21 protein-coding genes are annotated in these 25,052 nt (G+C 74.6%); 13 read left to right on the top strand and 8 right to left on the bottom strand.

The window, feature by feature from the left end; genetic code table 11:
- Nucleotides 1-77: 77 nt before the first annotated feature.
- Complete coding sequence (locus ACIQR3_RS11640) at nucleotides 78-1,172, top strand: citrate synthase 2 (protein WP_403537416.1); 1,095 nt, start codon at nucleotides 78-80, stop codon at nucleotides 1,170-1,172.
- Nucleotides 1,173-1,617: 445 nt separating this feature from the next.
- A complete protein-coding gene (locus ACIQR3_RS11635; RefSeq protein WP_403537415.1) occupies nucleotides 1,618-3,021 on the top strand; it encodes a PAS domain-containing protein in 1,404 nt (467 codons plus the stop codon).
- 30 nt (nucleotides 3,022-3,051) lie between these two features.
- Here ACIQR3_RS11635 and ACIQR3_RS11630 read toward each other — a convergent pair whose 3' ends face one another.
- Nucleotides 3,052-3,807, bottom strand: a complete 756-nt coding sequence (locus tag ACIQR3_RS11630; protein WP_403537414.1) for an SIS domain-containing protein — start codon at nucleotides 3,805-3,807, stop codon at nucleotides 3,052-3,054.
- A 305-nt stretch (nucleotides 3,808-4,112) separates the two neighbouring features.
- Here ACIQR3_RS11630 and ACIQR3_RS11625 point away from each other — a divergent pair, with 305 nt between their 5' ends.
- Both ACIQR3_RS11625 and ACIQR3_RS11620 read left to right on the top strand, forming a co-directional pair.
- Complete coding sequence (locus ACIQR3_RS11625) at nucleotides 4,113-4,805, top strand: metal-dependent transcriptional regulator (protein WP_215170533.1); 693 nt, start codon at nucleotides 4,113-4,115, stop codon at nucleotides 4,803-4,805.
- A 520-nt stretch (nucleotides 4,806-5,325) separates the two neighbouring features.
- Nucleotides 5,326-6,264 carry an alpha/beta fold hydrolase gene (locus ACIQR3_RS11620; protein ID WP_403537412.1) on the top strand — a complete coding sequence of 313 codons (939 nt, stop codon included), beginning with the start codon at nucleotides 5,326-5,328 and terminating at the stop codon, nucleotides 6,262-6,264.
- A gap of 19 nt (nucleotides 6,265-6,283) precedes the next feature.
- On the opposite strand, the gene ACIQR3_RS11615 is transcribed toward ACIQR3_RS11620, so the two are convergent.
- From ACIQR3_RS11615 to ACIQR3_RS11605, 3 genes are all read right to left on the bottom strand, one after another.
- Nucleotides 6,284-7,912: a transporter gene (locus tag ACIQR3_RS11615; RefSeq protein WP_403537410.1), complete on the bottom strand. Its 1,629-nt coding sequence runs from the start codon at nucleotides 7,910-7,912 to the stop codon at nucleotides 6,284-6,286.
- A complete protein-coding gene (locus ACIQR3_RS11610; RefSeq protein WP_403537408.1) occupies nucleotides 7,909-8,679 on the bottom strand; it encodes an ABC transporter ATP-binding protein in 771 nt (256 codons plus the stop codon). Before ACIQR3_RS11610 ends, ACIQR3_RS11615 begins: the two co-directional genes overlap by 4 nt.
- Before the next feature lie 92 nt (nucleotides 8,680-8,771).
- Nucleotides 8,772-9,425 carry a bifunctional DNA primase/polymerase gene (locus ACIQR3_RS11605; RefSeq protein WP_403537406.1) on the bottom strand — a complete coding sequence of 218 codons (654 nt, stop codon included), beginning with the start codon at nucleotides 9,423-9,425 and terminating at the stop codon, nucleotides 8,772-8,774.
- 340 nt (nucleotides 9,426-9,765) lie between these two features.
- Between ACIQR3_RS11605 and ACIQR3_RS11600 the strand changes: the two genes are divergently transcribed.
- Both ACIQR3_RS11600 and ACIQR3_RS11595 read left to right on the top strand, forming a co-directional pair.
- Entirely contained in the window at nucleotides 9,766-11,151 is a 1,386-nt protein-coding gene (locus ACIQR3_RS11600; protein ID WP_403537404.1) for a transcriptional regulator, read from the top strand.
- 226 nt (nucleotides 11,152-11,377) lie between these two features.
- A complete protein-coding gene (locus ACIQR3_RS11595) occupies nucleotides 11,378-13,186 on the top strand; it encodes a hypothetical protein (protein ID WP_403537403.1) in 1,809 nt (602 codons plus the stop codon).
- A 74-nt stretch (nucleotides 13,187-13,260) separates the two neighbouring features.
- Here ACIQR3_RS11595 and ACIQR3_RS11590 read toward each other — a convergent pair whose 3' ends face one another.
- Nucleotides 13,261-14,535, bottom strand: a complete 1,275-nt coding sequence (locus ACIQR3_RS11590; RefSeq protein ID WP_403537402.1) for an ABC transporter substrate-binding protein — start codon at nucleotides 14,533-14,535, stop codon at nucleotides 13,261-13,263.
- 117 nt (nucleotides 14,536-14,652) lie between these two features.
- Here ACIQR3_RS11590 and ACIQR3_RS11585 point away from each other — a divergent pair, with 117 nt between their 5' ends.
- Nucleotides 14,653-15,153, top strand: a complete 501-nt coding sequence (locus ACIQR3_RS11585) for a hypothetical protein (protein WP_403537401.1) — start codon at nucleotides 14,653-14,655, stop codon at nucleotides 15,151-15,153.
- A 46-nt stretch (nucleotides 15,154-15,199) separates the two neighbouring features.
- The gene (gene purU / locus ACIQR3_RS11580) at nucleotides 15,200-16,081 is read left to right on the top strand and encodes a formyltetrahydrofolate deformylase (RefSeq protein ID WP_403537399.1); all 882 of its coding nucleotides are present in this window, start codon (nucleotides 15,200-15,202) and stop codon (nucleotides 16,079-16,081) included.
- A 153-nt stretch (nucleotides 16,082-16,234) separates the two neighbouring features.
- On the opposite strand, the gene ACIQR3_RS11575 is transcribed toward purU, so the two are convergent.
- Both ACIQR3_RS11575 and ACIQR3_RS11570 read right to left on the bottom strand, forming a co-directional pair.
- The gene (locus tag ACIQR3_RS11575; protein ID WP_403537397.1) at nucleotides 16,235-17,773 is read right to left on the bottom strand and encodes a zf-HC2 domain-containing protein; all 1,539 of its coding nucleotides are present in this window, start codon (nucleotides 17,771-17,773) and stop codon (nucleotides 16,235-16,237) included.
- An 83-nt stretch (nucleotides 17,774-17,856) separates the two neighbouring features.
- Nucleotides 17,857-18,447, bottom strand: a complete 591-nt coding sequence (locus ACIQR3_RS11570) for a sigma-70 family RNA polymerase sigma factor (protein ID WP_403537396.1) — start codon at nucleotides 18,445-18,447, stop codon at nucleotides 17,857-17,859.
- Between the two features lie 328 nt (nucleotides 18,448-18,775).
- On the opposite strand from ACIQR3_RS11570, the gene ACIQR3_RS11565 reads away from it, so the two are divergent.
- The 4 genes from ACIQR3_RS11565 (at nucleotide 18,776) to ACIQR3_RS11550 (ending at nucleotide 22,686) form a co-directional block, all read left to right on the top strand.
- Complete coding sequence (locus ACIQR3_RS11565) at nucleotides 18,776-19,156, top strand: STAS domain-containing protein (protein ID WP_403537394.1); 381 nt, start codon at nucleotides 18,776-18,778, stop codon at nucleotides 19,154-19,156.
- 214 nt (nucleotides 19,157-19,370) lie between these two features.
- A complete protein-coding gene (locus ACIQR3_RS11560; RefSeq protein ID WP_403537393.1) occupies nucleotides 19,371-19,883 on the top strand; it encodes an EF-hand domain-containing protein in 513 nt (170 codons plus the stop codon).
- A 471-nt stretch (nucleotides 19,884-20,354) separates the two neighbouring features.
- Complete coding sequence (locus ACIQR3_RS11555) at nucleotides 20,355-20,828, top strand: ATP-binding protein (RefSeq protein WP_403537798.1); 474 nt, start codon at nucleotides 20,355-20,357, stop codon at nucleotides 20,826-20,828.
- 598 nt (nucleotides 20,829-21,426) lie between these two features.
- Nucleotides 21,427-22,686: an MFS transporter gene (locus ACIQR3_RS11550; RefSeq protein ID WP_403537392.1), complete on the top strand. Its 1,260-nt coding sequence runs from the start codon at nucleotides 21,427-21,429 to the stop codon at nucleotides 22,684-22,686.
- On the opposite strand, the gene ACIQR3_RS11545 is transcribed toward ACIQR3_RS11550, so the two are convergent.
- The gene (locus ACIQR3_RS11545; protein ID WP_403537390.1) at nucleotides 22,597-23,646 is read right to left on the bottom strand and encodes a GlxA family transcriptional regulator; all 1,050 of its coding nucleotides are present in this window, start codon (nucleotides 23,644-23,646) and stop codon (nucleotides 22,597-22,599) included. The genes ACIQR3_RS11550 and ACIQR3_RS11545 overlap by 90 nt on opposite strands.
- A gap of 72 nt (nucleotides 23,647-23,718) precedes the next feature.
- Here ACIQR3_RS11545 and ACIQR3_RS11540 point away from each other — a divergent pair, with 72 nt between their 5' ends.
- On the top strand, nucleotides 23,719-25,047 hold the full coding sequence (locus tag ACIQR3_RS11540) for an MFS transporter (protein WP_403537389.1): 1,329 nt from the start codon (nucleotides 23,719-23,721) through the stop codon (nucleotides 25,045-25,047).
- The last annotated feature ends 5 nt before the right edge of the window (nucleotides 25,048-25,052 follow it).

Below are 25,052 nucleotides of genomic sequence, written 5' to 3'. Positions count from 1 at the left end.
ACCGCGGACCGGATCAGATCCACGCGGCGGCGAACGCCCCTCACCCCACCAGGACCACGATCACGAGGAGCCGCCTGATGTCCGACTTCGTACCCGGGCTGGAGGGAATCGTCGCGTTCGAGACGGAGATCGCCGAGCCCGACAAGGAGGGCGGCGCCCTGCGCTACCGCGGCGTCGACATCGAGGACCTGGTCGGGCACGTCTCCTTCGGCAACGTCTGGGGCCTGCTCGTCGACGGCGCCTTCAACCCCGGCCTGCCGCCCGCCGAGCCCTTCCCCATCCCGGTCCACTCCGGCGACATCAGGGTCGACGTCCAGTCCGCCCTCGCCATGCTGGCGCCGGTCTGGGGCCTCAAACCCCTCCTCGACATCGACGCCGAGCAGGCCCGCGCCGACCTCGCCCGCGCCGCCGTGATGGCCCTGTCCTACGTCGCCCAGTCGGCGCGCGGCCAGGGCCTGCCGATGGTCCCGCAGCGCGAGATCGACAAGGCGCGGTCGGTCGTCGAACGCTTCATGATCCGCTGGCGCGGCGAACCCGACCCCAAGCACGTCGCCGCCGTCGACGCCTACTGGACCTCCGCCGCCGAGCACGGCATGAACGCCTCCACCTTCACCGCCCGCGTCATCGCCTCCACCGGCGCCGACGTGGCCGCCGCCCTCTCCGGAGCCGTCGGCGCCATGTCCGGGCCGCTGCACGGCGGCGCCCCCTCCCGGGTCCTCGGCATGATCGAGGAGATCGAGCGCACCGGCGACGCCGAGGCGTACGTCAAGCGCGCCCTGGACCAGGGCGAACGCCTGATGGGCTTCGGCCACCGCGTCTACCGCGCCGAGGACCCCCGCGCCCGCGTCCTGCGCCGCACCGCCCGCGAACTGGGCGCCCCGCGCTTCGAGGTCGCCGAGGCCCTGGAGAAGGCGGCCCTCGCCGAACTCCATGCCCGCCGCCCGGACCGGGTGCTGGCCACCAACGTCGAGTTCTGGGCGGCCATCGTCCTGGACTTCGCCGAGGTCCCGGCGCACATGTTCACGTCCATGTTCACCTGCGCCCGCACGGCCGGCTGGTCGGCCCACATCCTGGAGCAGAAGCGCACCGGCCGCCTGGTCCGCCCCTCCGCCCGCTACACCGGCCCCGGCCCCCGCGATCCCCGCGAGATCGAGGGCTACGAGTCGCTGTAGCACCGGGCGCGGGCCCCGTACACGCAGACGACCCGCGAGTCGGGTTCCTCCGCGGAGGCGGAGGAGCCGGCCGGACGTACCGGCGACTCGCGGGTCGGGTGACTGCTGGAGATCGGGCCGGCCGCGCGCTTCTCTCACGCGCTGGTCCGGCACCGCACTGGGTGTGGTGACGGGCCGCTAGCCCGCAGCCACCTCACGCGTCCGGTTTCCGTACATCTGCCGAACCACCTCCTCTCTCGTGTGCACCACACAGTAGGAAGTGCCCGGCGGGCGCTCAACCCATTTTCCTGTGACCCGGGAGACAGGGCGGGACGGATTTCCGGCGCGCAACGATTCCTGCATTATTGCGAGAACCAGGTGTGCCCTGGGTCACGTTCGAGTTGAATGAAGGCCAGTACCGACTTGAATGAAGGCCAGTACCGACGCAGCCTGCAGGGGGGTTCGGGTGAGTGCTTCCCGGCACAGTGGGGCCACCGACGCGCTGGGGCCGGACGGGCCCCAGCCGCCCGAGCGGGAGGGCGCCGACCTGCTGGCCGCCCTGCTGGACGGGATGGACGCGGCGCTGTGCGCGTTCGACGCGGACGGGGTCGTCACCCACTGGAACCGTGAGGCCGAGCGCATCCTCGGCTGGACGGCGGCCGAGGCGGTGGGCCGCAAGGGCTTCGCCGGCTGGGCCGTGCGCAGCGCGGACGCCGAGGAGACCGAGGGCCGGCTGCTGGCGGCGATGCGCGCCCCGGGCCGCCAGGTGCACGAGTTCGCGCTGCTGACCAAGGACGGCGGACGGGTGCTGGTGCGCACCCAGTCCGCCGCCGTACGCGGCCCGGACGGCGAGCGCGCCGGGCTGTACTGCGCCTTCAGCGAGGTGCACGCCCAGATCGACCTGGAGCGGTCGATCGCGCTGAGCGAGGCCCTGTTCGAGGACGCGAGCTGGGGTGTGGTGCTGGTCGACGCGGACCTGCGGCCGGCCGTCGTCAACGCGCACGCCGCGCGGGCCTTCGGCACGGGGCGTACGTCCGTACTGGGCCGGCCGCTGGGCGATCTGATCGCGCAGGGCGTCGAGGAACTGGAGAGCGCCCTGACCCACGTCCTGGCCCAGGGCGCGCCGCCCGCGCCCGCCGAGCTGTGGGTGAGCGTGCGCACCCCGGACGGGGAGCGGCGGCGGTGCTGGAGCAGCGGGTTCCTGCGGCTGGCGTCGCCGCTGGCGGAGGAGCCGGTTCCGCTCGGCGTGGGCTGGCTGTTCCAGGACGTCACCGAGTCCCGGCAGGCCGAGCAGGAGGCGTCGCTGCTCCGGTTCCGCACCAGCCAGCTGCACCGGGCGGCGCGGGCGGCGGCCGAGTGCGAGGACCCGGCCGAGGCGGCCACCGTCCACCTGGACTTCGCGCTGGCCGGGTTCGCCGACCACGCGCTCGTCGACCGGGTGGCGGGCGCCCCGCTCACCGGCACGGAGCCGGCGGAGCCGGTCCGGCTGGTCCGGTTCGCGGCCACCCCCGCCGGCACGCCGGGACCGAGCGTGCGCGGCGGGGCGGCGGGGCTGCCGGTCCGCTACGACCAGGGGCATCCGGCGGTGCAGTGCGTGGAGCGGGCCGGCACGGTGCGGGCGAGCGCCGGCACGATGTCCGGCGACCGGGCGCGCGCGTGGGCGCGGGCCCGCCAGTGGCCGGAGGGCACGGTGCACGCCCTGTGCGCGGTGCTGCGCAGCCGCGGGCGCACGCTCGGCGTCGTGACGTTCCTGCGGAGCACCGGCCGCGGCCCCTTCGAGCGGTCCGACGTGGCCCACGCGGAGGACGTGTCCCTGCGCATCGCCGCGACGCTGGACCTGGCCGGGGCGGTGGGGGAGCGGGACCGGTAGCCGTAGGCATCGGGGGCCGGGCCCGCCGGTTCAGTGGTGGTAGAAGATGCGGTCCCCGTACTGCTCCAGGACCCGCTTGTTCCAGTCGTGGCCGCCGTCCACGTTGCCCGAGCGCAGCAGCGGCGGTTCGACGCCCCGGTCGGCGAGGACGGCGGCCGTCGTGGCCAGTACGGCCTGCATGAGCGCGGCCGTGACCACCGTGGACGCGGGGGCGAACGGCGCCGGGACGGTGTCCAGGGTCAGCTCCGCGTCCCCGACGGCGATCTTGGAGTCGAGCACGACGTCGCAGTGGTCCTTCAGGAAGGTGCCGGAGCCGTGCCGGGACCGGGTGGCGGTGGCGTACGCGACCGAGGTCACGCCGATGACGCGGATGCCCCGCGCGCGGGCGTGCAGGGCCATCTCCACGGGCAGCGCGTTGCGCCCCGACAGGGAGACGATCACCAGGGCGTCGCCCTCCCGCAGCGGCGAGGAGTCCAGCACGGCCCCGGCGAGGCCGTCCACGCGCTCCAGGGCGGAGCCCAGCGTGGCGGGCCGCACGTCTACACCGACGACCCCCGGCACCGTCAGCAGGTTCATCAGGGCCAGACCGCCGGCCCGGTAGACGACGTCCTGCGCGGCCAGCGACGAGTGCCCCGCGCCGAAGGCGAACAGCCGGCCGCCCCGCTCCACGGTGTCCGCGAGCAGCGTGCCCGCCGCCTCCACCGCCGCTCCCTCCTCGTCCCGGACCCGGTGCAGCAGATCGACCGCCGCGTCGAGGAACTGGCCGGCCGGCTTGCGGTCGCTCATGCGGAGCCCCTTCGGTGTGGCCTTCGGTGTGGCAGTGGCGCGATATGGCAGTGGCGCGACACGGCAGTGGCGCGATGTGGCGCGCGGTGACGTACGGTGCAGCGCCTCACGGTGCGGTCCGGACCAGCGCGGTGTCAACACGGCGGACACGGAGGCAAGGGCCCGGGCGGTACGCTCGATACCCCGTTCGGCCCTTCTCCTCGGCGCGGCACGGTTGTCAGCGGTATGCGTCAGAATTGATGGCAGGGCCAGCGCACGCGCCGGAGAGCCGTCGAGCCTCCGGAAGATCTCATCAAGGGGCACGTATGTCCGGACTGATCGACACCACGGAGATGTATCTCCGCACCATCCTCGAGCTGGAGGAGGAAGGTGTGGTCCCCATGCGCGCCCGGATCGCCGAGCGGCTCGACCAGAGCGGTCCGACGGTCAGCCAGACGGTGGCGCGGATGGAGCGCGACGGCCTGGTCTCCGTCGCCAGCGACCGGCACCTGGAGCTGACCGACGAGGGCCGCAAGCTCGCCACCCGCGTGATGCGCAAGCACCGGCTCGCGGAGTGCCTGCTCGTCGACGTGATCGGTCTGGAGTGGGAGCAGGTGCACGCCGAGGCGTGCCGCTGGGAGCACGTGATGAGCGAGGCCGTGGAGCGCCGCGTCCTCGAACTGCTGCGCCACCCCACCGAGTCGCCCTACGGCAACCCGATCCCGGGCCTGGAGGAGCTGGGCGAGACGGACACCGCCGACCCGTTCCTGGACGCCGGCCTGGTCGCGCTCTCCGAGCTGGACCCGGGCGCCGAGGGCAAGTCGGTGATCGTGCGCCGCATCGGCGAGCCGATCCAGACGGACGCCCAGCTGATGTACACGCTGCGCCGGGCGGGCGTGCAGCCCGGTTCGGTGGTGAGCGTGACGGAGTCCGCGGGCGGCGTGCTGGTGGGCAGCGGCGGCGAGGCGGCCGAGCTGGAGTCGGAGGTCGCCTCCCACGTCTTCGTCGCCAAGCGCTGAACCGGTACCACGTGCTGAACCGGTGCCGGGCGCCGGTCCGGGCACTGCCGTGACCGGCGCCGATGTTGCGCCGGCGTTTCCATCCCGTCGAATGCCGAATTCGGTCCGCCCGAACAGCAGCGTCCGCGCGGTTCGCGTGCGAGGCTGTCGCTGAGGCATATGACGAAGGCTCGGGGCCGCGAGGGGCAGTCGCGGTCCGGAGAGGGGGAGGACGTGCCGCGCAGACGACAGAGGGCCCCGGCGCCGTGCGGCGCCGGGGCCTGCCCTCCCCTGTGCTGACCCGGAGCCCCGAGCTCTCAGGGTCATCCCCTCGGACCGTTTTCCCCGAGCGGTCCGCCTCCCGCTGAAGATCTCCCCTCGACAGCGGCGGCCAATCCCCGGAGGGTGTCACTCGAACGAGGGGTATTGCCCGGCAGGACGGTTTTTTCGAATAACCATTCGATACTCTGCGGTGGCAGGACGAGTACGACCAGCACGGCAGGCAGATCAGGTCCGAGCGGATCTTGGGGGTGCCAGGACCATGGCGCGGCGTATCGACGTGACCGGGGCGGGCGGCGTACGCCTCGCGGCCTGGGAGTTCGGCGACCCACCCAAGACCGACCAGGCGGCCGGCCCGACGACCGCTTCGACGACCGCCTCGACGGCCGGCGAGGCGACCGGCCAGGCGACCGGCGGGGCGGCCGGCGGGGCGACCGCCCCGGGGGTCCTGCTGCTGCACGGCCTGATGGGCCGCGCCTCGCACTGGGCGGCCACCGCCCGCTGGCTCTCCGGGCGCCACCGCGCCGTCGCCCTCGACCAGCGCGGCCACGGCCGCAGCGAGAAGCCCCCGCGGGCGTCCTTCACCCGCGAGGCGTACGTCGAGGACGTCGGCGCCGCGCTCGACCAGCTCGGCCTCGCCCCGGCCGTCCTGATCGGCCACGCCATGGGCGCGCTGACCGCCTGGCAGTTCGCCGCCAGACACCCCGACCTGGTCCGCGGCCTGGTCATCTGCGACATGCGGGCGTCCGCGCTGGGCGCCGCCTCGCAGCAGGAGTGGACCCAGTGGTTCCGGTCCTGGCCGGTCCCCTTCGCCACGCTCGCCGACGTACGCAAGTGGTTCGGCGAGGACGACCCCTGGACGGACCGGCCGAACCCGGCCCGCGGCGCCTTCTACGCCGAGGTGATGGCGGAGTCGGCGGACGGCTGGCGCCCGGTCTTCGAGCCGGAGCAGATGCTCAGTTCCCGCGAGACCTGGATCCACGACGCCCACTGGGACGAGCTGGCCCAGGTCGGCTGCCCCACCCTGGTCGTCCGCGGCCTCGACGGCGAGCTGGGCCGCGCCGAGGCGCAGGAGATGGTCCGGGTGCTGCCGCAAGGCCGGTACGCGGAGGTCGCCGACGCCGGCCACCTGGTCCACTACGACCAGCCGGAGGCCTGGCGCGCGGTCGTCGAACCGTTCCTCGACAGCCTCCGGGACTGAGCGGGCCGGTCGCGCGGCCTCACCCCTTGCTGACGGCCGTCAGGATCTCCGGCAGCCGCCCGGCCGTCAGCGGCGCCGCGAACCTCAGCCCCAGCACGACCAGCACGGCCCCGTACACCGCCCCCACCGGCAGCACCACCCACGTCCACGCGTCCCCGCCCGCGCTGACGCTCAGCCACACCGTCAGCGCGATGACGGGCGCGCACAGCAGGGCGGCGGCCACCATCCCGCCGAAGATCGAGACCCAGGCGAGCCCGGCCTGACCGGGGACCACGTTCTTGTAGCCCTCCTGGGGAATGGAGTACGGGAAGCGCGCCGAGGCCCAGGCGCCGGCCGCCAGCATCGCGCCGAGCAGCGCCAGGGACAGGCCCAGGGCCTGCGGCAGCCGCGCCCAGTCGTCGAGCAGCGCCGTGGTCAGGACGGTGACGAGAGTGGCGTACGGCAGGCTGATCAGCAGCAGGGCGAAGGTCCGCGCGCGCAGCTCGACGTAGGCGTCCCGGGGCGAGGAGATGGTCATCGCGACCATCCAGAAGGCGGAGGTGTCCTGCCCGAACTGGTTGAACATCTGGAGGCCGAGCATCCCGGCGGCGAAGCAGGCGAAGTAGAGCGAGCCGGTGCCCTGCAAGGCGTTGAAGACCGGCACGATCAGGCCGATCGCCAGGGAGGTCACCCAGGCCGCCTTGGTCTTCGGGTCGCGCCACACGTACCGCAGGCTGCGCTCCATGACGGTGCCCGTGCGCCCCGCGGGCAGCAGCCGCGCCGACCCGGCGGACCCCCGTTCGCGCGCCGTACCGCCGGACGGGAGGGTCGACCCGTCGGGCGTGGTCATCAGCCGGGTCAGGTGCCGCGCCCACACCGCCAGCAGCAGCGCCAGCAGCGCCGCGCACAGCGCGAGCCGCGCCAGCGCCGTCCCGTACGCGCCCTCGCTCGCCGCCTGCACCGCCCCGATCGCCGAGGCGGGCGGCACCCAGCTCAGCACGTCGGAGACGGGCGCGAGTTCCGCGAGACCGGACGAACCGAGCCGCTGCGCGCCGAAGTTGACGAACTGCGCCCCGACCGCGACGACCAGCCCGCTGAGCACCGCGAGGTCCCGCCCCTTGCGGCTGGTCAGCAGCCGTACGTTGGCGGCGGCGACGGCGCGCGCGAGCGCCACGCACACCAGCAGCGCGAGCACCGCGCCGACGGCCCCGACGGCGTACGCCGCACCGCCGTGCGCCAGCGCGATCACCGAACCGGCCGTCAGGCACAGCGTGAACAGCGGCCCGATGCCCACCAGCGAGGCCGCCAGCAGGGCCCGTACCAGCGGCCGGGGCCGCAGCGGCAGCATCACCAGCCGGGTCGGGTCCAGCGTCTCGTCGCCGCCCGGCCAGAACAGCGGCATCACCGCCCAGCCCACCGCCAGCACCGCCGTCAGCAGGACGACCAGCGCGTCCGCGTGGGCGTGCCCGCGCAGCGCGATCAGGCCGATGAGCTGGAGCACGGCGAAGAGCAGCACGACGACGGCCGAGGCGACGTAGGCGGCCCGCCGGCCGGCGGACTGCCGCAGCCCGTTGCGCAGCAGCGACAGCTTCAGCCGCACGAAGACCGACGTCACGGACGTGACGGAGGCGTCGGCGGAGGCGGTGGCCGACGCGGGCGCGGCGCTCATCGGGAACCGCCGCCCAGCCAGTCCAGGTCACTCCCCGCGTCCCGGCCGCCCGCGCCGACCAGCTCCAGGAACGCCTGCTGCAACGAGGGCGCGTCCCCGCGCACCTCGGCCAGCGGCCCGGTGGCCCGGATGCGCCCGGCGGCCAGCACGGCCACCCAGTCGCACAGCGACTCGACCAGCTCCATGACGTGGGAGGAGAAGACGACGGTGGCGCCGGAGGCGGTGTACCGCTCCAGGACGCCCCGGATGGTCTGCGCCGACACCGGGTCGACGCCCTCGAACGGCTCGTCCAGGAACAGCACTTCGGGGTTGTGCAGCAGCGCGGCTGCCAGGCCGATCTTCTTGCGCATGCCGGTCGAGTAGTCGACCACCAGCTTGTGCTGGGCACCGGCCAGGTCGAGGACGTCGAGGAGCTGCGTGGCCCGCTTGTCCACTTCCTCGCCGGGCAGCCCCCGCAACCGCCCGGTGTAGCCGAGCAGTTCCCGCCCCGACAGCCGCTCGAACAGCCGCAGCCCCTCCGGCAGTACGCCGATCCGGGCCTTCACCTCCACCGGATCGCGCCAGACGTCGTGCCCGACCACCTCGACCGTCCCCTGGTCCGGCCTGAGCAGCCCGGTCACCATCGACAAGGTGGTGGTCTTCCCGGCCCCGTTGGGCCCGACCAGTCCGATGAACTTCCCGGCGGGCAGATCGAGATCGATCCCCCCGACAGCCACCTGCTGCCCGAATCGCTTCCAAAGCCCTTGTACGCGTACGGCTGAGGTCATACCCGAACCCTACGGCGGGTCAAGCGGCCCGGAAGAGGCACCGCGACGGGCCCGCACGCGCCGAACGCCCGCACCCGGCGGACGGGATGGCGCTACCGGTCCCGCCCGCACGCGTAGGCGAGCGGCGGCAGCAGCTCCTCCACGTCCGGCAGCCACCGGTTGGTCCGGGTCGGCGGGCACGCCCACTGCACGGCCCCCCGCGTCCCGTACCGGGTGGGCGGCGCCGCCACCCACTCCCCTTCGCCCAGCGCCGTCAGATCCAGCGTCACCGGCGACCAGCCCAGGCCCCTGACCAGCTCCGGCACCTTCGCCGCGGCCCCCGGCAGGACGAAGAACCGCATCCGCCGGTCCGGGCTCAACGTCACCGGCCCCAGCGTCAGCCGCATCCGCTCCATGCGGGCCAGCGCGAGGAACCCGGCCGTCTCCGGCACGTCGATCGCGTCGAACGCGCGCCCGGTCGGCAGCAGGATCGACGCCGTCGGCTGCTTCTGCCACATCCGGCGGGCCACGGTCGCGCTGCCGGTCGCCTGGCCCGCCCAGTCCGCGCGCGCCGGGTGCGCGCCGGGGGCGGCGCACGCCGGGGCCGCACAGGAGCAGCGTTGCTCCCCGTCGACGGCTTCCAGCCAGGTGCCGGGGAACACGTCCCAGTGACGCTCCTCGGCGTAGCGAACGGCGGCCTCCAGCAGCGATGCGCCGCGCTGCTGGGGAATCTGTGCGGTCTCGGTGCCCGGGATCGTCTCTTCCACGTGGATCTCAACTCCCGTGCCCACCGCGGGTTACGGCCCGTGCGCGCGCGGGGGGAGAGCACCGGCTCCGCGGTCGGGGCGCATGGTTGCACCTCCGGGGGCGCGCGGGAGGATCCGCGGCGGGAGTTGGGTAGCCAGGGCAGGGGGACACGGCGACGGCCGTTTACCCGGCAAACCTCGCAAGCCTCGCATTTTCCGCATGTCAGCGGGGCACTGATCTCCACGGCCGGTTCCTTTCGGTTGGCCCGCCTCGCCGGACCGCCCGGACTCCGCCGGCCGCGGAAGTCACGTCAACTCGGTGCACGGGCAGGCACCCGAGCCATGAAGCAGGGGGTACGCCATGGCCGCAAGGCCTCTCGTCGCGCGGCAGCCGAACGAACGGCTGCAGGCGCTCATCCAGGAAGCGGGCTGCTCCAACGCGGGGCTCGCCCGCCGGGTCAACATGTGCGGCGCCGAGCACGGTCTCGACCTGCGGTACGACAAGACGTCGGTGGCCCGCTGGCTGCGCGGACAGCAGCCGCGGGGCCGGGCACCGGCGATCATCGCGGAAGCGCTGGGACGCAAACTCGGCCGTACGGTCACGATCGACGAGATCGGCATGGCCAACGGCAAGAACCTCGCGTCCGGCGTCGGCCTCCAGTTCTCGCCGACGGTACTGGGCGCCATCGAGCAGGTCTGCGAGCTGTGGCGCAGCGACGTGGGACGCCGGGACTTCCTGTCCGGGTCCTCCGTCGCGGCGTCCGCGCTGGTCGAGCCCAGCCGGGACTGGCTGATCTCCGCGCCTGACGCGCAGGTGGCGCGCGCGGCCGGGCCCCGGGTGGGCCAGTCCGACGTGGCGGCGGTGCGGGCGATGACCCAGGCGCTGGTCGACCTGGACCACCAGTACGGCAGCGGGCACGTGCGCCCGGTCGTCGTGCACTACCTCAACAGCGTCGTCTCCGGGCTGCTCGCCGGCTCCTACCGGGAGGCGGTCGGCCGGGACCTGTTCGCGGCGGTGGCCCGGCTGACCGAACTGGCCGGGTACATGGCCGTCGACACCGGCCAGCCCGGCCTCGCCCAGCGCTACTACATCCAGGCGCTGCGGCTCGCCCAGGCGGCCGGCGACCGCGGCTACGGCGGCTATGTGCTCGCCGCGTCGATGAGCCACCTCGCCGCGCAGCTCGGGAACCCCCGGGAGATCGCGCAGTTGGCGCGCGCGGCGCAGGAGGGGGCGCGGGGGCGCGTCACGCCGCGCGCGGAGTCGATGTTCCACGCCGCCGAGGCCCGCGGGCACGCCCTGCTCGGCGACGCGCGGGCGGCCCAGGACGCGGCGGGCCGGGCGGAGGCCGCGCTGGAGGCCGCCGACCAGGACTCCGGGGACGACCCGGCCTGGATCGCCCACTTCGACGAGGCCTACCTCGCCGACGAGTTGGCGCACTGCCACCGGGACCTGGGGCAGGCCGACGCGGCGGCGCGGTACGCCGAGGAGTCCCTGGCCCGCCACCCGCGCAGCCGGGCGCGCCGGCGGGCCATCGGGTACGTCCTGCTGGCCAGCGCCCAGGTGCAGCGGCGGGAGATCGAGGAGGCGTGCGGTACGGGCACGAAGGCGGTCGAACTCCTCGCCACCCTGCGCTCCAACCGGGGCGCCGAGTATCTGGAGGACCTCCAGCAGCGGCTGGAGCCGTACCGGGAGGAGGCGGTGGTACGGGAGTTCGGGGCCCGGGTCGATCTCCAGGCGGCCGCGTGAACTCCGGCCCGGGCGGCGGGTGAACGGGCGGCGGGTGAACGGGGGGCGCACGAGGGGGCGGCCGGGAGCGGGGGACGCCGACGGAGCACGGGGGGCCGGCAGGGGGCCGGTGCTGTAATCGCGGTCACAGGGAAGGAGGTCAGGCCCCGTGCGGCGTGGCAGCGGGTTCGGGGGACCGGTAGCGTGAGCCGACGATTCCGAAGGTCCCCCATTCGTAGGAGTCCCGGTGACACAGAGTGGACAGGGCGAGGAGCCCTCGCGGCGCCCGGCGCGCGAAGGCATCGTGCTGCCCTCCGACGGCGGCGAGCCCTTGTTGCCGGGCATGACGGGCGCAGCCGCCGGTCCGCCGTCCGGCCCGCCCGCCCCGCCCCCCGCCTCCGCCCCCGACGGCGGACAGGCGTGGAACCAGGCGTGGGGCCCGGGCGGACACCAGGGCCCGCCCGCAGGCCACGAGGCGCCCGGCGGCCCCAACCCCTGGGGCGCTCCCGGCGCCCCCGGGCAGCAGGCGCCGGACGCCTGGTCCGACCGGACCCCGCCCGGCCCACCGCCGCAGCCGGGCCCGGGCCCGCTCCCCCCGGAGGGCGCCCAGGCCCCGGCCTACGGCACCCCGCAGGGGTACGGCAACCAGCCCCCGGCGTACGGCAACCAGCCCCCGGCGTACGGCAACCAGCCCCCGGCGTACGGCAACCAGCAGCCGGGGTACGGGAGTCAGCCGCCGGCCTACGGCGCCCAGCCCCCCGCCTACGGCGCCCAGCAGCCCCCGTACGCCCCCCAGGGCGGTCAGGGCGGTCAGGGGGGCCAGGGCGGACACGGCGGTCAGGGCGGCCAAGGCGGACACGGCGGGCCGGGCGGCAGCCCCGCCGTGCCGCTGCCGCCCGCGCACGCCCAGGAGCAGGCCACCCAGTACCTGCCGCCCGTACCGGCGCAGGCCCTGCCCGCCGCCGACGAGGGCGCCACCCAGTACATACCGCACCTACCGCCCGCTCCCGCGTCCGCCGAGGAGGGGGCCACCCAGTACCTGCCGCCCGTCGCGCCCGGCGCGCTGCCGCCGGAGCAGCCGGCTCAGCACCACGCCGCGCCGGGGCCCGGCCCGCTGCCGCCGCCCGCCACCGGTTCCGACGCGGAGGCCACGCAGTACATCCCGCCCGTGCCCGGCCAACCCGCGGGGGCGCCGTTCGGCGGCGTGCCCGGGGGGACCGGTGTGCCCGGCGGGGACGCGGGGCGGCAGCCGCCCGCCGAGTTCGACAACCTCTTCCGCGGTGCCCCGGCCGCCGACGGCCCGTCCGGCTCCACCCAGCAGATGCCCGTCGTCGGCGGCCCGCAGCCGCCCCGGCCCGGTGCCGCTCCGCACGGTTACGCCCCGCAGGACACCGGCGGCGGCCGGCGCGGCGGCGGCCGGGGCGGGCGGACCGGCTCCCGGGTGCCGCTGATCGCGGCCGTCGGCGTCGCGATCGCCGTCGTCGGGATCGGCACCGGCGCGCTGCTGGCCGGCGGCGGCGGTGACGACGACGCCGGCAAGAACCAGACCGTGTCCGCCACGGCCCCCGCCACCGAGGGCTCCGCGTCGGCGTCCGCCGACCCGGCCCGGGAGCAGGCCGTCGCGCTGGACGCGCTGCTCGCCGACAGCGGTGACAGCCGGCAGACGGTGATCGACGCCGTGGCGGACGTGAAGTCCTGCGACAACCTGTCCCAGGCGGCGCAGAGCCTGCGCGACGCGGCGCAGCAGCGCACCGAACTGGTCACCCGGCTCTCGCAGTTGTCCGTGGACCAGCTGCCGGGCAACGCGGAGCTGACCGCGGCCCTGACCAAGGCGTGGCAGGCGTCGGCGTCGGCCGACGACCACTACGCGGCCTGGGCGGACCAGGCGGCCGGCAAGAAGGGCTGCAAGAAGGGCCAGGCCCGCACCACCGGGCAGACCGCGGCCGGCAACAAGGAGAGCGGCGTCGCCAGCACCGAGAAGGCGAAGGCCGCCAAGCTGTGGAACGTGATCGCCAAGAAGTGGGGCCTGACCGAACGCACCCCGGTGCAGCTCTGAACGGCGGCACGGGCGGGCCCCGGGCGCATGCGCCCGGGGCCCGCCCGGTTCCGGTCCGCCCGGTCCCCGCCGCCTCAGGTCACGTCGGCGTTCCGCAGCGTCTCGACGGTGTCGAGGAAACCGTTGCGGGCCGACACCAGCCGTCCCTCCCGTACCACCTGGAGGGTGACGTCGGTGTTCACCAGCCGCGGGAAGCCCACGGAGGCCAGGTCGGCGGCGAACGTCCAGTGCAGCGTCGGGGTGAGCCCGCCGGTGTCGATCTTCAGACCGTCGTCCAGGGCGCCGGTGATGGCGTCGGCGGTCACCTCGCCGTCGCCGAGCGCGGCGACGACCTTCTTGAGCACGGTGTACGCGATCCAGGTGGTCTGCACCCCGGCGTCCGCGGCGTCGACGCGGTTGTCGCCGAATGCTTTCTCCTTGATCACTTTCTTCATCGGGTCCCAGAGCTCGTCGGTCTCCACCGGGTACCAGCCGGTGACGTACGACCCCTCGTACGGGCTCGACGCCCCGCCGGTGGCGTTGACCGTGGACTGGTCGACGCTGCCCAGCACGGTCGCGGTGCGCACCTCGGCGTAGGCGTCCCGGGCCCGCCGGAAGGAGTCCATGAAGGTGTCGGTGCGGTCGCCGAGCACCGGCACCACACAGCCCGGCTCCGCCGCCCCGCCCTCGGTGGAGCGCTGCAGCGCCCGGTCGGCCTGGCCGCCGTACTCGGTGGCGTCCTCCGCCGCCCGCTGGTCCTGGGCGCCGGCGTGCCCGCCCGCGGTGAGGCCGGAGTCCAGCAGCGGGGCCAGCTGGTCGCCGGCGATGGTGTCGGGCCGGACCAGGGTGACGGGCCCGCAGCCGTCGGCCAGCGCGGCGCCGAGGCCGGCCAGCAGCGCGGGCTGGCCGCCGTTGACGGGGTAGGAGAGCGGGCTGGTGAATTCCTCGCTGGTGATGCCGTAGCCGCCGATGTAGGGGATGCCGGCGCCCTCCAGCACGGGGAGGAAGGAGTCGGCGTACTGGCTGTAGGAGCCGACGACCGCGACGACGTCCTCCTGGACGGCACGCCGGGCGCACTTGGCCGCGGCCACGCTGTCGTTGTGGTCGTTGCAGGTCAGGACCTTGAGCGGGTGGCCGGAGAGCCCTCCGTGCTCGTTGACCCAGCGTGCGTAGGCCTGGGCGAGCGCGGGCATGCCGGGTTTGTTGGTGGCGTCGGTGCCCTGGGGGGCCCAGGTCATGACGGTGATGGTGTCGTCCCCGGAGCCCCCCGTGACCCCGGGGACGACCCCGCAGCCGACGGCGAGCGACGCGCACGCCGCGAGTGCGCCCAGGGACAGGGAGGTTCTGCTGATGCGTCGCCTGCCGGTCATGAAACCGTACGATTCCGTCACGGGACTAACCTGGGGGCGCCCTCCGGTCGACGGACGGTGTCCTCGCGGTGAATTGCGGGTGCCTGTGAGGCAAGCATGGAGAGGAACGTACGATCGATGACCGTGCAAGGTTCGGAGAACTCTTCCCGTCGCGGCCGTCGCTCCTCCACCATGGGCGGCATGCCTCTCAACGACATGCCGTGGTGGCGCTGGCGCAGCAACGTGCGGTCGGCGCTGCACATGCTCTCCGACCCCGCCTTCCAGCGGGACGTCTGGCTGGCCGGGACGGACGGGTACGGAGACGTCACCGACGCGGTGTACCGGCTGGTGGAGGACACCTGGCTGGACCACTGGTCCGCGGAGAAGTACGTCGGCACGATCTTCCGGGACTCCCAGGAGGCGGCGCTCGTCGACACCGCGGTGCTGCGGGTCCTGCGGATCATGCACCAGGTCGGGCCGGACGCGCCGGTGGCCGCGTACCTGGAGCACGCGGCCTGGCCGGACGCGGTGCGGGCGGCCCGGGACGCGCACGTCCGGCTGGCGACCAGCGACGGGGACGACCCGGACACGGTGCCGCGCAGCCTCGAGGTGCTGAACATCATGGTGCGGTCCGTGTGACGGGACGCTCTCCGGCCGGGGGTCCGGGTATGGGACCCTGTCCGGCATGAACGAGCAGTCCACCCGTCCCGCGGCCCCCGCCGACCAGTACGTCCTCACCCTCTCCTGCCCCGACAAGCAGGGCATCGTGCACGCCGTGTCGAGCTACCTCTTCATGACCGGCTGCAACATCGAGGACAGCCAGCAGTTCGGCGACCACGACACGGGTCTGTTCTTCATGCGGGTCCACTTCTCGGCGGAGGCGCCGGTGACCGTGGACAAGCTGCGGGCCAGTTTCGCGGCGATCGGCGACTCCTTCCAGATGGACTGGCAGATCCACCGGGCCGACGAGAAGATGCGCGTCGTGCTGATGGTCAGCAAGTTCGGGCACTGCCTGAACGACCTGCTGTTCCGCACCCGCATCGGGGCGCTCCCGGTCGACATCGCCGCGGTCGTCTCCAACCACACCGACTTCGCCGAGCTGGTGGCCTCCTACGACATTCCGTTCCACCACATCCCGGTGACGAAGGACACGAAGGCCCAGGCGGAGGCGCGGCTGCTGGAGATCGTGCGGGAGGCCGACGTCGAACTGGTCGTCCTCGCCCGGTACATGCAGGTGCTCTCCGACGACCTGTGCAAGCAGCTCAGCGGGCGGATCATCAACATCCACCACTCCTTCCTGCCGAGCTTCAAGGGCGCCAAGCCGTACCACCAGGCGCACGCCCGGGGCGTGAAGCTGATCGGGGCGACGGCGCACTACGTGACGGCGGACCTGGACGAGGGGCCGATCATCGAGCAGGAGGTCGAGCGGGTGGGGCACGACGTCACGCCGGACCAGCTGGTCGCGATCGGGCGGGACGTGGAGTGCCAGGCGCTGGCGCGGGCCGTGAAGTGGCACGCGGAGCGGCGGATTCTGCTGAACGGGCGGCGGACGGTGGTGTTCGCCTAGGGGGGGCGGGGGTTCTGATGCGCGGGCGGGTGCGGGTGCGTGGGGGCTGGTCGCGGAGTTCCCCGCGCCCCTGGAGGTACGTTGACTGCACGCGCCTTCAGGGGCGCGAGCGACCACGACGTGGCCGCAGCCGCCCCGCGACGGACCGGCCCCCTACATCCGGCTCAGGCTCGCGGCGGCGAAGAGTACGTCCCTGATCGCCTCGCGGTCGCCGGACTGTCCCGCCGCCGCTTCCTCCGGAGGGACCCGGCCCGCCGCCAGGCGGCAGAACTCCACGTCGTCCAGGGCGACGTACGCCACCTCGCGCTCGGCGGAGCCCACCGCCGCCGGCGAGTCCAGCGGGATGTACCACTCCCCGCCGCCCGATCCCTCGATGTCCAGCCGCAGACTGCGCCCCGGCGCCCCCGCCGTCACCAGGTGCCGGTGCGCACCCGGCGCGGCCTTCCCGCTCCGGCGGCGCTCCGCGAGCACGGTCGGCAGCATCCGGGCCGCGAGGTCGATCATGCGGTGCAGATGGCGGGCCGAGGGCGGCTCGTAGGGGTAGTTCACCGCCTCGGCGATGTCCTCGGCGTGCACCCAGCACTCGAAGGCCCGGTCCAGCATCGCGTCGCGCAACGGCAGTTCGCAGTCGCCGTACGCCACCGGCATCCGGCCCGCGCCCGAGTCGCGCCCCGACGCGCCGCCGCCGGTGAACGCCGTCGTCCGGATCAGGGCGTGGCTCTGCTCCCGCCAGGGCGCGCGGACCGCGCGGGTGGGCGGCAGGTGCGAGGCCCGCCAGTACGCCTCGGTACGGCCCGCCGGGGCCGGGGCCCGCGGCGTGATGTCGCCGAGCGGGTCGGCGAGGCCCAGGGCGACCGCGACCAGGCCGTCGACCGCGAGCAGGTGGGCGATGACGCCGGCGACGGTGGTGCGGCGGCTGGCCGTCCCGTCGTCGGAGAACCAGCGCAGCCGCACCGGGGCGTGCCATTCCGCGTCCCCGAAGTCCTGGAGCAGGGCGTCCAGGCGGGCGGTCTCGGCGTCGTAGGGCATGGCCCACTCGGGCACCGGGATGCGCGGTGGACGCCGTTCGAGGCAGAGGTCCAGGACGCGGGTGCGCAGGGCCGGGTCGGGGTCGAGGGTGTCCGGGGGCTGGAGCAGCCCGACCGCCTGGCGCAGTCGCCGGCCCTCCTCCGCGCAGGCCCCGCACTCGCCGAGGTGCCGGTCGACGGCGGCGGCCTCCTCCCGGGAACAGGCGGCCAGCGCCCAGGCGCCGAGGAGCGACTTCAGCACGGTGTGCTCCAGCGCGAGGGGCGCGGGGCCGGGGTGCGGCAGGGCGGGCAGCGGCAGCCCGCTGTCCTCGACCGAGACCCGCGGCAGCGGTATCCGGGGACGGCCGCCCCCGGCTCCCCGCGGGCCGGGCCCCGGCCCGCCGTCTCCGGGTCCGCCGGCTCCGGACCTACTGCCTCCGCCGGCGCCGCTGCCTGCGCCGGCGCCGCTGCCTGCGCCGGCGCCGCTGCCTGCGCCGGGGCCGTCGGCACGGCCTGGGCCGTCGGGTCGGTGGGCCCCGCCTTTCCGCGGCTTTTCCGGGCCCTCCGGTTCCTCCGGGCGGCCCTCCGGTTCCTCGGGTACTTCCCGCCCCTCCGGTCCGTCCCGCCCCTCCGGTCCCACCGTGTCGTCCGTCCGGTCAGGGCCGCCGGCTTCGCCGGGTTTCATCGTCCCGTGGGTCCCTTCGCCTGTGTCCGTCAGACGGCGTCCGTCGTACACCCGGTACCGTCCCGCCCCGGCGCTCATGCCGCTCATGCCGCACCTCCGTAGCCGGGCGGAGCCCCGGGCGTGCCGGGGGCCGTCGCGTCGTGGGCGGTGGAGAGGAGCTGGAGGCCCAGGCGGAGCCGGCGGCGTGCCTCGTCCTCGGTGATGCCGAGGTCGACGGCGGTCTGGCGGTAGTCGCGGCGCTGGAAGTAGGCCCGCTCCAGGGCGGACCGCAACGGCGCGGGCATGGACTGGACGATGTAGTCGGCGCGGGCGGCGACCGACGCGTGGCGCACCCTGCGCTCCAGGTCCTCGGCGGTGCCGGGGCCGCCGCGGGCGAGGGCGGCCGTCCCGGCGGCCCGCAGCCGCTGCACGGCCAGCCGGTGCGTCAGCCCGGCGATCCACGTGCGCATCGGTCCCTGCTTGGGGTCGTAGGTGTCCGGGTGCTCCCAGACGTGGGTGAACACCTCGCGGGTCACGGCGTCGGCGGCGCGCTGCTCGTCGAGCACCCGGTGGGCGAGGCCGTGCACGAGGGAGGAGTACCGGTCGTACAGCTCGCCGAGTGCGGCGGCCTCGCCGCGCGCGAGCCGCTGCTGCATCTTGCGGTCCCAGCCGAGCGGTGCGTCCTGCGTCGCCATGCGGCCCCTTCACCCCCTGCTCGTGTCCGACGGGCCGGCCGGTCCCGCCCAGGTCCCGCCCGGTGTCCAGCCTGCGGCCATCGCCTTCTCGAATGTAGTCGGCACGTATGACCGTGCACGCCCCTTTGCGCCAATGTGAGCCCCCGGAGCGCCCCGGATGGTAAGGACCCGCGACGGCCGGCGGACCGAATGAGATCGTAGGGATCGGAAACCGGCCGCTTCTGACCGTTTCTTGTTTTTCACGGTGCGTTTGCGGGAACGGCCGGTGGGCAGGCGCGCGCCGAAGAAACGTAGGCGTGGCTTCCGTTTCGCGCGAGGGAAGGAGGGCTTGGTGGTGGCGTTCCATGTGACCGGGGACGAGCGGGGCGGATGGACCGTGGTCCAGGTCTCGGGCGAGCTGGACCTGGTGTCGTCGCCGGCGCTGCGCCAGCGGGTGCACGACGCCGTGGCCGAAGGGCGCCACAGTCTGGTCCTCGACCTCTCCGACGTCCTGTTCTGCGACTCCAGCGGCGTGGGCGTGCTGATCGCCTCCCGGCGCCTCATACGTTCCTGCCAGGGCCGGCTGCGGCTGATACTGCCCGCCCAGGGGGCCGTCGACGGCTCCCACGTCAACCGGGTCCTCACCGCGCTGGGGGTGCGCAGGCTGTTCGACGTCCACCCCGACCTCGCGTCGGCGACCGGCGACGAACCGCGTCCGCTGTCCGCGTAGCGCCGCCGCACACGTCATCGTTTCGTCACGCCGTTGTACCGGTGTTCGCCCGGTCTTGGTGAGGACGTCACTTTTCGGTGCGGGGGTACCCGCCGCCGTCGTACGCTCCCAGCAAGGCATGCGCGGCATGCCCGGCGTACGTGACATGCACGATGTGCGTGACATACGTGACATACGAGACATCCCCACCCGACGTAAGGCGGCCAGAGAAGAGATGGTCAGCAGCGAGAACGAGCGCAGGATCGCCGACCGGTTCGCCACCTTCGACCAGAACGGCAACGGCTGCATCGACCGCGAGGACTTCAGCGAGGCGGCCAAGGCCCTGCTCGCGGAGTTCGCCGTCGCGGCCCGTTCCGACAAGGGCCAGGCGCTGTACGGCGGCGCCGAGGCGTTCTGGCAGGGCATGGCCGGTATCGCCGACCGCGACGGCGACCAGCGCATCACCCGCGAGGAGTTCGTCACCGGCGCGGTCAAGCGCCTGCGGGACACCCCGGACCGGTTCGCCGGGATCGCCCGTCCCTTCCTGCACGCGGCCCTCGCCGTGGCCGACACCGACGGCGACGGAGCCGTCACGGTCGAGGAGGCCGTACGGCTGCTCACCGCCCTCGGGGTCCCCGCGGAGACCGCCCGCCCGGTGGCCGAGGCGCTCGACGCGGACGGCGACGGGAAGGTCGTCGAGGAGGACGTCGTGCCGGCCTTCGCCCGCTACTTCACGGTGGGGGAGTGAGGCGTCCCGCATCCCCGGGCGCCCTCCCGGTCCATGACGTCGCCGATCGCGGCATCCGGTGATCACGGAGCGTCTTCACCGGGTCGTGCCCCGGGCGTGACCCGTCACAGCCCGCAGTCGGCGGCGGGCTCCGGTACCTTGTCCGGAACGCGCGTGGCGCCGGGCGCGAACCGTTTCGGCGCCACCCCCGCGGAGGCTCCGGAACCGGGGGCTTCCGCCGCCTGTTCGACTGCCCGCGGCGAGCGTCGCACAGTATGGCGCACGGGTACTCCTTCGCGCTGGAATATGCCTGAAGCGCTTGTTGACGTGACTTTACGTCAACCATGCTGTCCCACAACGGGGTCACGGTCCGTGATCCCGGTCCCGGCCGTAGTCCCGGCCAAGCAGAAGCTGGCCACGACCGTGGCCCTCGCGAGGCGCACGTCCAAGTGTCCGCCGGTTCGGATGGTGTGAGCGGTGCAGGTGCTTCAAGTGCAGCTGGAGATCCGGCCCGACCCCGCTGAGGTCGGGCGGGCCCGGAGATGGGCCCGTTCGAGACTGACGGGGGCGGGGATACGGGACGACGAGCCGCTTGCCGAGACCCTGGTCCTGCTCGTCTCCGAACTGGTCACCAACGCGGTCGTGCACACCGGCCGCCCGGCGGTGCTCCGGCTCTGCCTGCCCGAGAAGAAGCCGGAGGCGGCGGAGGACGCCACCGTCCGGCTGGAGGTGGCCGACGCCAGCGGGCGCGCCCCGGTGTTCCGCTGCGCGGACGGTGACGCGACCGGCGGCCGGGGGCTGGCCCTGGTCGACGGGCTCGCCGACCGCTGGGGCTGGAGCCGGGACGAGACCGGCAAGCGCATCTGGTGCGAGCTGGACCGCTGCGCCCAGAACGAGGAGTCCGGCGCGGACCGCGCCGCGGCGGCGGAGTTCGAAGGGCTGGCGGCGTACGAGGCGGTGATGTGAGGTCGGGGGAGCGTGACGCCCAGCCCTCCTGCCCCAGCCCCCCTGCCCCCGGCCCCTGCCCCCGGCCCCTGCCCCAGCCCCCAGCCCCCTGCCCCAGCCCCCTGCCCCGGCCCCCCTGCCCCGGCGCCCCGGCCCAGCCCCCGGCCCCCCAGCCCCGGCGCCCCGGCCCCGCCCCCCCGTCGGAGGTGCGCCCCGTTGCGCCCGGCCGTGCACCCGTGCGCTTGAGGAGCGAAACGGGATGTATCCACGCGAACGCCGCCCCGGAATGTTGACGGTATGTGACCGTGCGTTCACCCTGGAGGTCAGCGATTCGCCGCGAGGGGACGGCGAGGGCCCCTGACGGGAGTCCTCGGCGAGTGTGGGTCGTGACGCGACGGCGATCCCCTCGCGGCTCCGGGGCCGAGGCGGACCGTCGGGTCGGGCGGCGGTGCGCGGGCGCGGTCTCGGGGTGAGGGCGCCGCACCGCCGTCCGCTCGCGGACGGGTTCCCTGAAGTTGTCCACAGGCTGTGGAGAAAAAGTGGGGGCGCACGGACCGCGTTGTCCACAGGTCCGGAAATCGGCTGGGGCGTTGTCGGACCCCGGCCCTACCGTCCTCGCATGACCTACCGCGACGTAGCCACCCGGCCGGTGCTGATCTGGGCCTGCACCGCCCTCGGCGCCCGTATGCCGGTGGCCATGGCACCGCTGGCCCTGGTCTTCCTGGTCCGGGACCGACCGGGAGGGTACTCGCTGGGCGCGGTCCTGGCCTCGGTGTACGTCATCGGGGAGATCGTCGGGGCCCCGCTGCTCGGCCTGCGGCTGCGGCCCGACCGCGCCCGCCGGCACCTGGCGGCGGGCCTGTTCGCCGGCGCCGCCGGTTTCGCGGGGCTCGGGCTGCTGCCGCAGGCGCCCGCCGCGACGCTCGCCGCCTTCGCGTTCCTCGCCGGAGCCGCGCCCGCCGCGGCGGCCGGCGGGCTGCGCACCCTGCTCACCGAACTGGTCCCGGAGCGGGCCGTCGCCCAGGCGCTGTCCGTCGAGTCGATGCTGACGTCCGGCGTCTGGGCGGTCTCCCCGGCGGCCGTCACCGCCCTCGCCCTCGGCGTCGCCCCGCACCTGCCCCTGCTGCTCGCCGCCGGTTCGATGGCCGTCTCCGCCGCCGTACTGCGACTGCTGCCCGCCGGCTGGGGCGGCGAGGACACCGGTGCCGCCGGGGCCACGCGCGAGCCGGTCCTGCGCGTCCTGGCCGCCGCCTGGCCGGTGTACGTCACGGGCGCGGCCGGCCTCACCCTGCTCGGCCTCGCCGAGATCGTCCTGCCGGCCCTGCTGGAACAGCGCGGCGTCGGCGTCGGCTGGGCCGGCCCGCTGCTCATGGGCATGGCGGTCGGCTCGGGCGCCGGCGCCTTCCTCTACGGACTGCGCTCCTGGCCGGGGCGGCTGCGCGACCGCAGCGCGGTCCTGCTGTGCGGGACGTCGGCCTGTGTGGTGGGGATGGCGCTGATACCCGGCACGGCCGCGATCGCGACGGGGCTGGTCCTCGGCGGCACGCTCCAGTCCTGCGCGCTGCTCACCCGCAACCTCGCCCTGCGCGAGGCCCTGCCGCCGGGCGCCCTGGCCGCCGGGTACGCGGTGATGTACGCCGCCGCGGGCGCCGGGTACGCGGCGACGGGCGGCCTCGCCGGCATCCTGCTGGAGGTGGCCGCCCCGTCCACCGCGATCCTGGCCGGCGTCGGGCTGACCCTCGTCCTCACGTCCGTGGGCTGGTGGGGGGAGGTCCGGCGGGACGCCCGGTCAGCGGGCCGCGGCCCGCTCGCGCGGCCCGGACCCGCTGCGGAACGTCCGCCGGTACGCGGTCGGGGTGACCCCGAGCGTCGCCTGTAGGTGCTGCCGCATCGACTGGGCCGTGCCGAACCCGGCCTCCCGGGCCACCTGGTCCACCGACAGGCCGGTCGACTCCAGCAGGTGCCGGGCCCGGTCGACGCGCTGCCGGGTCAGCCACTGGCCGGGGCTGACCCCGACCTCCTCGCGGAACCTGCGGGTGAACGTCCGGACCGACATGGCCTCCCGCTCCGCCATGTCCCGCAGCTGGATCGGCTCGTGCAGCCGGTCCAGGGCCCAGGCGCGGGCGGCGGTGGTGGACGCCTGCTGCGGGTCGGGCACCGGCCGCTCGATGTACTGCGCCTGCCCGCCGTCGCGGTGCGGCGGCACCACGGTCCGCCGGGCGACATCGTTGGCGACGGCCGTGCCGTGGTCGCGGCGTACGAGGTGCACGCACAGGTCGATGCCGGCCGCGACCCCGGCCGAGGTCAGCACGTCGCCGTCGTCGACGAACAGCACGTCCGGGTCGACCCTGACCTGGGGGAACAGTCGCTGGAAGTGTTCGGCCGACGCCCAGTGGGTGGTCGCCGGGCGGCCGTCGAGGCGACCGGCGGCGGCGAGGACGTAGCCGCCCGTGCAGATGGCGACCAGCCGGGTGCCGGGGCGGATCAGGGCGAAGGCGGCGGCCAGTTCAGCGGTCAGTACGCCCTCCTCGTAGACCGGGCCCAGCTCGTAGGAGGCGGGCACGACGACCGTGTCGGCGGTGGCCAGGGCCTCCGGGCCGTGCGCCACGAGGATCTCGAAGTCGGCGTCGGTGAGGACCGGGCCGGGCGGCCGGACCGAGCAGGTGACGACCTCGTACAGCGCGCGGGGGCCGGTGTCCCGGCCCTCGGCACCGCCGCCGTCGACGGCCCGGGCGCGGCCGAAGATGCGCTGCGGGATGCCCAGTTCGAAGGGGAGCACGCCGTCCAGGGCGAGGACGACGACCCGGTGCGGGCGGCTCGGCGGCCGGTCGGACGTCATGGCCCGATCCTAGCGAACCATGTCCTCCGGGCCACTCGATCCGTCCCCGCCCGATGACGCACCCTGCATGACGTGACCCAGACAACCGACGCCGACGCCGCAGCAGCCGCCGTACCGGGGACCGAGGACGCCCCGCCCCGCCGCCGGGTGCACCGCGCCTGGTTCGTCGCCGCCGTCACCTTCGTGACGATCGTCGGCGCCGCCGCCTTCCGCTCCGTGCCCGGCATCCTCATCGACCCGCTGCACCAGGAGTTCGGCTGGTCCCGCGGCACCATCGGCGCCGCCGTCTCCGTCAACCTCGCGCTCTACGGGCTGACCGCCCCGTTCGCCGCGGCGCTCATGGACCGCTTCGGCATCCGGCGGGTGGTCGCCGTCGCCCTGACCGTGATCGCGCTCGGCTCCGGACTGACCGTCTGGATGCAGTCGGCGTGGCAACTCCTGCTCTGCTGGGGCCTGCTGGTCGGCCTCGGCTCCGGCTCGATGGCGCTGGCCTTCGCCGCCACCGTCACCAACCGCTGGTTCACCACCCGGCGCGGCCTGGTCAGCGGCGTCCTCACCGCCGCCTCCGCCTCCGGCCAGCTGATCTTCCTGCCGCTGCTGTCCTGGATCGTCGAGCACCACGACTGGCGCCCGGCCGCCGTCACCGTCGCCCTCGCCGCCCTCGCCGTCGTCCCCTTCGTCTGGCTGCTGCTCCACGACCACCCGGCCGACCTCGGCCAGAAGCCGTACGGCGCCGAGGAGTTCGTACCCAAGCCCGTCCCCGTCACCGGGGCCGCGCGCCGCACCCTCGCCGTCCTCTTCTCCGCCGCCCGCACCGGCCCGTTCTGGCTGCTGGCCGGCACCTTCGCGATCTGCGGCGCCTCCACCAACGGCCTGGTGCAGACCCACTTCGTGCCCGCCGCCCACGACCACGGCATGCCGGTCACCGCCGCCGCCTCGCTGCTCGCCGTCATCGGCGTCTTCGACGTGGTCGGCACCATCGCCTCCGGCTGGTTCACCGACCGCTTCGAGGCCCGCCGCCTGCTCGCCGTCTACTACGCCCTGCGCGGCGTCTCCCTCCTCTTCCTCCCGATGCTCCTCGCCCCCGCCGTCCACCCCCCGATGATCTTCTTCATCGTCTTCTACGGCCTCGACTGGGTCGCCACCGTCCCGCCCACCCTCGCCCTGTGCCGCGAGCGGTTCGGCGACGACAGCGCCATCGTCTTCGGCTGGGTCCTCGCCTCCCACCAGGTCGGCGCCGCCCTGGTCGCCTTCCTCGGCGGCGTCGCCCGCGACGCCTTCGGCTCCTACGACGTGGTCTGGTACGCCTCCGGGGCCCTGTGCGCGGCGGCGGCCCTGATGGCCCTGGTGATCCGCCGCCGCCCGGCCGACGCCGGCGGGCCCGCCCCCGTACTGCCGTAGGGGCG

This window comes from Streptomyces sp. NPDC090994, from assembly GCF_044768905.1.
In the GTDB taxonomy this organism is placed as follows: Bacteria; Actinomycetota; Actinomycetes; order Streptomycetales; family Streptomycetaceae; genus Streptomyces.
This window is presented reverse-complemented; position numbering and strand designations above follow the sequence as displayed.

What these genes read in the sequence shown, in the direction of transcription:
- ACIQR3_RS11590 (WP_403537402.1), bottom strand. Translation starts at nt 14,535, where the DNA reads ATGACCGGCAGGCGACGCATCAGCAGAACCTCCCTGTCCCTGGGCGCA.
- ACIQR3_RS11600 (WP_403537404.1), top strand. Translation starts at nt 9,766, where the DNA reads ATGGCCGCAAGGCCTCTCGTCGCGCGGCAGCCGAACGAACGGCTGCAG.
- ACIQR3_RS11620 (WP_403537412.1), top strand. Translation starts at nt 5,326, where the DNA reads ATGGCGCGGCGTATCGACGTGACCGGGGCGGGCGGCGTACGCCTCGCG.
- ACIQR3_RS11630 (WP_403537414.1), bottom strand. Translation starts at nt 3,807, where the DNA reads ATGAGCGACCGCAAGCCGGCCGGCCAGTTCCTCGACGCGGCGGTCGAT.
- ACIQR3_RS11570 (WP_403537396.1), bottom strand. Translation starts at nt 18,447, where the DNA reads ATGGCGACGCAGGACGCACCGCTCGGCTGGGACCGCAAGATGCAGCAG.
- ACIQR3_RS11575 (WP_403537397.1), bottom strand. Translation starts at nt 17,773, where the DNA reads ATGAAACCCGGCGAAGCCGGCGGCCCTGACCGGACGGACGACACGGTG.
- ACIQR3_RS11610 (WP_403537408.1), bottom strand. Translation starts at nt 8,679, where the DNA reads ATGACCTCAGCCGTACGCGTACAAGGGCTTTGGAAGCGATTCGGGCAG.
- ACIQR3_RS11550 (WP_403537392.1), top strand. Translation starts at nt 21,427, where the DNA reads ATGACCTACCGCGACGTAGCCACCCGGCCGGTGCTGATCTGGGCCTGC.
- ACIQR3_RS11640 (WP_403537416.1), top strand. Translation starts at nt 78, where the DNA reads ATGTCCGACTTCGTACCCGGGCTGGAGGGAATCGTCGCGTTCGAGACG.
- ACIQR3_RS11560 (WP_403537393.1), top strand. Translation starts at nt 19,371, where the DNA reads ATGGTCAGCAGCGAGAACGAGCGCAGGATCGCCGACCGGTTCGCCACC.
- ACIQR3_RS11625 (WP_215170533.1), top strand. Translation starts at nt 4,113, where the DNA reads ATGTCCGGACTGATCGACACCACGGAGATGTATCTCCGCACCATCCTC.
- ACIQR3_RS11545 (WP_403537390.1), bottom strand. Translation starts at nt 23,646, where the DNA reads ATGACGTCCGACCGGCCGCCGAGCCGCCCGCACCGGGTCGTCGTCCTC.
- purU (WP_403537399.1), top strand. Translation starts at nt 15,200, where the DNA reads ATGAACGAGCAGTCCACCCGTCCCGCGGCCCCCGCCGACCAGTACGTC.
- ACIQR3_RS11585 (WP_403537401.1), top strand. Translation starts at nt 14,653, where the DNA reads ATGACCGTGCAAGGTTCGGAGAACTCTTCCCGTCGCGGCCGTCGCTCC.
- ACIQR3_RS11615 (WP_403537410.1), bottom strand. Translation starts at nt 7,912, where the DNA reads ATGAGCGCCGCGCCCGCGTCGGCCACCGCCTCCGCCGACGCCTCCGTC.